4 protein-coding genes are annotated in these 4,250 nt (G+C 58.0%); all 4 read left to right on the top strand.

The genetic code is table 11. From position 1 onward, the window contains the following. On the top strand, positions 1-373 hold a 373-nt coding region (locus Q0Z94_RS11180), incomplete at its 5' end, for a DUF4125 family protein (RefSeq protein ID WP_298069736.1). Between the two features lie 667 nt (positions 374-1,040). After that, a complete protein-coding gene (locus tag Q0Z94_RS11175) occupies positions 1,041-1,508 on the top strand; it encodes a universal stress protein (RefSeq protein ID WP_298069734.1) in 468 nt (155 codons plus the stop codon). A 189-nt stretch (positions 1,509-1,697) separates the two neighbouring features. Further along, the gene (locus tag Q0Z94_RS11170; RefSeq protein ID WP_298069731.1) at positions 1,698-2,546 is read left to right on the top strand and encodes an amidohydrolase family protein; all 849 of its coding nucleotides are present in this window, start codon (positions 1,698-1,700) and stop codon (positions 2,544-2,546) included. A 433-nt stretch (positions 2,547-2,979) separates the two neighbouring features. Then, entirely contained in the window at positions 2,980-4,002 is a 1,023-nt protein-coding gene (gene glpQ, locus Q0Z94_RS11165; protein ID WP_298069730.1) for a glycerophosphodiester phosphodiesterase, read from the top strand. Positions 4,003-4,250: the final 248 nt, after the last annotated feature.

Here is a 4,250-nt window from a genome sequence, read left to right as displayed (position 1 = left end):
CCTGAAGGCCGCCGAAGCTGCGGGCCGCAACTTCATGATCGAAAAATACGCCCGCATGGACGACAGGCTCCCGCCGCTCTCCCACAATCCCCTTCTGGACGTCATCACCGAGACGGAAGTCCGCTTTCTTGAAGAGGCCTCCCAGCGCTATCCCCACGCCATACGGGTGAACTGCGACAGCATATTCCGCCGCTACTTCCGCAGCGAACTCGAAACGCTTTCCGACCGCACCCTGGAACTCTACGCCGAGGAAATGAAGCGCGCCGTTCAGGAAGGCCGCAACACCGCCATTGAGCGCTACGACAACCTGTGGAAACGGCTGGGCGAGGGTTCGCTCGACGCCTACGAAAAGAAACTGGCCTCCCGGCAGTAGGGAAGGAAAAGGCGGGAAAGGCGGGTTAACAAACTCGTTAGCTGCCGGACGGCGCGAGCGTCAGCGAGCAGATAGCGAACGTGTTTGTCCGGACATAGCCTGCAAACATAGTCACGCTGCCGGAGCGGGGCAGGGAAAGGCAGAAAGGCATCTTGTTTTTCCTGCCGGAAAAACGCGAAGAGCGCCGAACTTCCAGTTCGGCAAAGGCACCCTCCAGCCACGTCCCTAACCGCAGGACAGCGCGAGCGGTAGCGAGCAGATAGCGAACGTGTTCGTCAGGCTCCGCCTGCGAACATGGTCACGCTGCCGGAGCGGGGTAAGTCGGGATCGCGCCTCGTGCAGCTCCGCTGCTCTCGGCCGCGCTCCGCGTGTCCTTACTTCCGCTCGACTTTTCCCCGCTCGCAGGCCGCAAACATGCGCAACGGGCAAAGCCCGATTGCACACGGCCTGCGAGCTATCAGCGGCGCACGCGCCGCGCCTCCGGCGGATAAGGAAGTGAAAAACAAAAACATAAATCCTTAACTGCCAGAGGCGCGAGGAAGAGGGAAGCAAACGCCTGGCTGCCGCAGGGCGGTCTGAGGAAGGGAAAATCGGGAAAGGCAAGTACACAAAACCGTTGCCCCAGCGGGGAAACAAAACGAAATTTCAAACCATAAAGGAAGACAAGATGAGCGCTTTTTCCACCATCGCCTGCTGCATTGATCTCACGGAGAAAAACGACGATATTGTCAGCTACACCCGGGAAATGGCCGAACTGACCGGAGCCGGCATCCTCCTCGTCCATGTTCTTCCGTCCGCCGGAACCTTTGCCAGCTACGGCGCCAGCAAGGAACTTCTGCAGAAAATCGCCGCGGAAAGCCGCCGGGAAACAGAAAAATACCTCAAGGATTTTGCGGCGAAGCATTTCGCCGATCTGCCCTGTGAACCCGTCCTTCTCACCGGCTCCATCGACAAGGCGCTCAACGAACTTGTGGATAAGCGCTGCGCCGACCTTGTCATCACAGGCAGTCTCAATTCTCATGGACTGTTCAGTTTCTCCGGCAGCACCAGCCGCCTTATCGGGCACAGCCGCGTCCCCGTCATGGTCATCCCCAACGAACTCAATCTCGAGTGCGTCCCTGACGAAAACTTCTGATTCCGCCGCTCTTCAGACGCAGGGAATTCAGGCACTCTGAAGAGCTGAAAACGGACAGTGCCGATATTTGGCTCCGGCGCGTGCGCGCTGCGCCGGAACTTCACAGGCGGAACGGTTCCGTCTGCACCGTCATCACCGCGCCCTTCATCACCAGGGCTCTTCGCACCCTGCAAGTTTTCGGAGTTTTTCATGATTTTCGACTTCCGTCTTCGTCCGCCCTACAAGGGCTTCAAGAAGCTCGGCCTGTTCAGCCCCGTCTGCCACGAAACTGTTCCCCAGAAATACCACGGCATCCCCAGCGAAGCCGCGGCCAGGAAGGACCTCGACCTGTTCTGGAAGGAAATGGACGAGGCCGGGATCTCCGCCGGCGTCATCATCGGCCGTCAGGTTCCCAATGATGCGGCCTCCGTTCCCAACGATGATATTCTGGACATGGCCAGAGAATTTCCCGGAAAAATCGTGCCCTTCGGCAGCCTCGACATCACCCGCGGCGTCTCTGCCACCATGGACGAACTGGAACGCTGCATCGAACTCGGCATCAAGGGCATGGCCATGGAACCTGCCTACGCCCTGCCCGCCCGCAAGGCCGATGCCAACGTGCTCTACCCCATCTATGCCCGCTGCGAAAAGGCCGGCATTCCCATGGTGCTCACGCTGAGCTTCTTCCAGGGCACGCTGGAATATTCCGACCCTGCCACGGTTCAGCATGTAGCCAACGACTTCCCGAACCTGCAAATCATTGTGGCCCACAGCTGCTACCCCTGGGTCCCCATGATTTTCCAGGTGGCCATCACCAATAAAAACGTCTGGCTGCTGCCCGATATCTATATGCTCAACCCCGACGCGCCCGGAAATCAGATGTTCGGCGAAGCCATCAAATGGCTCGACGGCGAACGCATTCTCTACGGCTCTGCCTGGCCCTGCTACAACTTGAAGCAGGCGGTTCAGGACATCGAACGCTTCCACTTCTCCGAAGCGCACAAGGAAAAATTCTTCTGCAAAAACGCTGAAAAACTGCTCGGCATGAAGCTGGCCTGACCTCCACGCCTGAAGCCGGAACTCCCGCCGGAGGCAAGTTCCGGCTTCAGCGAACCTGCAAGCGGGGGGGCATCTTGCATTTCCTATCTTTCTCCGCGCTCTAAGGAAAATAATAGCCAAGTGCGTGTGTCGCCGATAGAGTCCATTCTCCGGCGGACCCATGAGAAAAATATCTTTATCTATCTCCTTTTACTGCATTTCTGAAGTGTAAAAAATGCAGTTTTCACAAAAAATAGCAGCTATATGTTCAGCATTACTTGGATAATTAAATAACATAAATAGCCAACTTGGCGTATTTTATGCCAAAAATACATCATCTATTTCTCTTATACCTTGACTTAATTTTTTCTGCAGGCTATGAGGCAGGCCTTCTGGCAGGCGCGGCAACAGTTCCGCGCAATTTTCGATTCACGACAACAAAGGAGTGAGCATCATGCACAACGTACTTTTGGCTCTTGCACTGACCCTTTTGCTGCCTCTTACGGCCAGTGCCGCCGGCTATCGGCCGGAAGTCGCCGCCCATCGCGGCGCGAGCGGCTATCTGCCCGAACATACCCTGCCCGCCAAGGCCATGGCCTACGCCATGGGCGTGGACTATGTGGAACAGGACGTGGTCATGACCAAAGACAGCAGGCTCGTGGTCATGCACGACATCCTGGTGGACACCACCACCGACGTGGCCCAAAAATTCCCAGGCCGCCAGCGTACGGACGGCCGCTTCTATGCCTCCGACTTCACCTTTGACGAACTGCGTTCCCTGCGCGTGACCGAACGCTTTGACCCGAAAACCGGCAAGGCCGTGTTTGCGGGCCGCTTCCCGGATGTCCCCATCGCCTATCAGATCCCCTCGCTGGAAGAGGAATTGTACCAGGTGCAGGGGCTGAACCGCTCAACCGGCGGCAACGTCGGCGTGTATGTGGAAGTGAAGGAACCGGATTTCTTCATGGCGCAGGGGCTGGACATCCTCAAGACCACGATCGACACTCTGACGAAGTTCGGCTGCAACAGCCCGGATAGCAAGGCGATCCTGCAAATCTTCGACTATGAAGCCATCATCCGCGCCCGCGAACTTGGCTGGAAGGGACAGCTCTGTATGCTCGTCACTGCTGGCGGCCAGGGTGCCAAGGACGACAAGGCCCGCCATCGCTGGCTGACCACGCCTGAAGGTGTGAAGGAAGTTGCCAAATACGCCACCATTTACGCCCCCAATTTCAACCTTCTCGCCGTGCCCACGGCTGACGGCAAAGGCTATACGCTCTCCGAACTTTGCGAACTCGTCCGCAGAAACGGCATGAAGCTGCACTCCTGGACTCTGCGCAGGGACGCCCTGCCCAAGGGCTTCAAGGATTTTGACGAAGTGCTCGACGTGTCCTTCAAGCAGCTCAAGGTGGACGGCATGTTCTCAGACTTCCCGGATCTGCTCGTGGAATACCTCAAGGCCAACCATCTGCGCTGAACCTAGCCCCCCCTGCGGCGGGGGGGGGGGGGGGGGGGAAGACAGAAAAGGCAAGTACGCACAAAACCTTAGTTGCCGGACGGCGTGGCGTGTGCGCCGCTGATAGCACAGGCAACGTGTTTGTCAGGTTCTGCCGGCAAACATGGTTACGCCGCCGGAGCGGGGAAGATCACGCGAGACGGGCAGGCCGTGAGCCGAAGATTTCCGTACCCACGCGGATGATGGTGGCCCCCTCCTCGATGGCCTGG

It is taken from the genome of uncultured Mailhella sp., from assembly GCF_947631555.1.
Lineage (GTDB): Bacteria > Desulfobacterota > Desulfovibrionia > Desulfovibrionales > Desulfovibrionaceae > Mailhella.
The sequence above is the reverse complement of the archived record's forward strand: the minus strand, read 5'-3'. Positions and strand labels throughout refer to the sequence as shown.

What these genes read in the sequence shown, in the direction of transcription:
- Q0Z94_RS11170 (WP_298069731.1), top strand. Translation starts at nt 1,698, where the DNA reads ATGATTTTCGACTTCCGTCTTCGTCCGCCCTACAAGGGCTTCAAGAAG.
- glpQ (WP_298069730.1), top strand. Translation starts at nt 2,980, where the DNA reads ATGCACAACGTACTTTTGGCTCTTGCACTGACCCTTTTGCTGCCTCTT.
- Q0Z94_RS11175 (WP_298069734.1), top strand. Translation starts at nt 1,041, where the DNA reads ATGAGCGCTTTTTCCACCATCGCCTGCTGCATTGATCTCACGGAGAAA.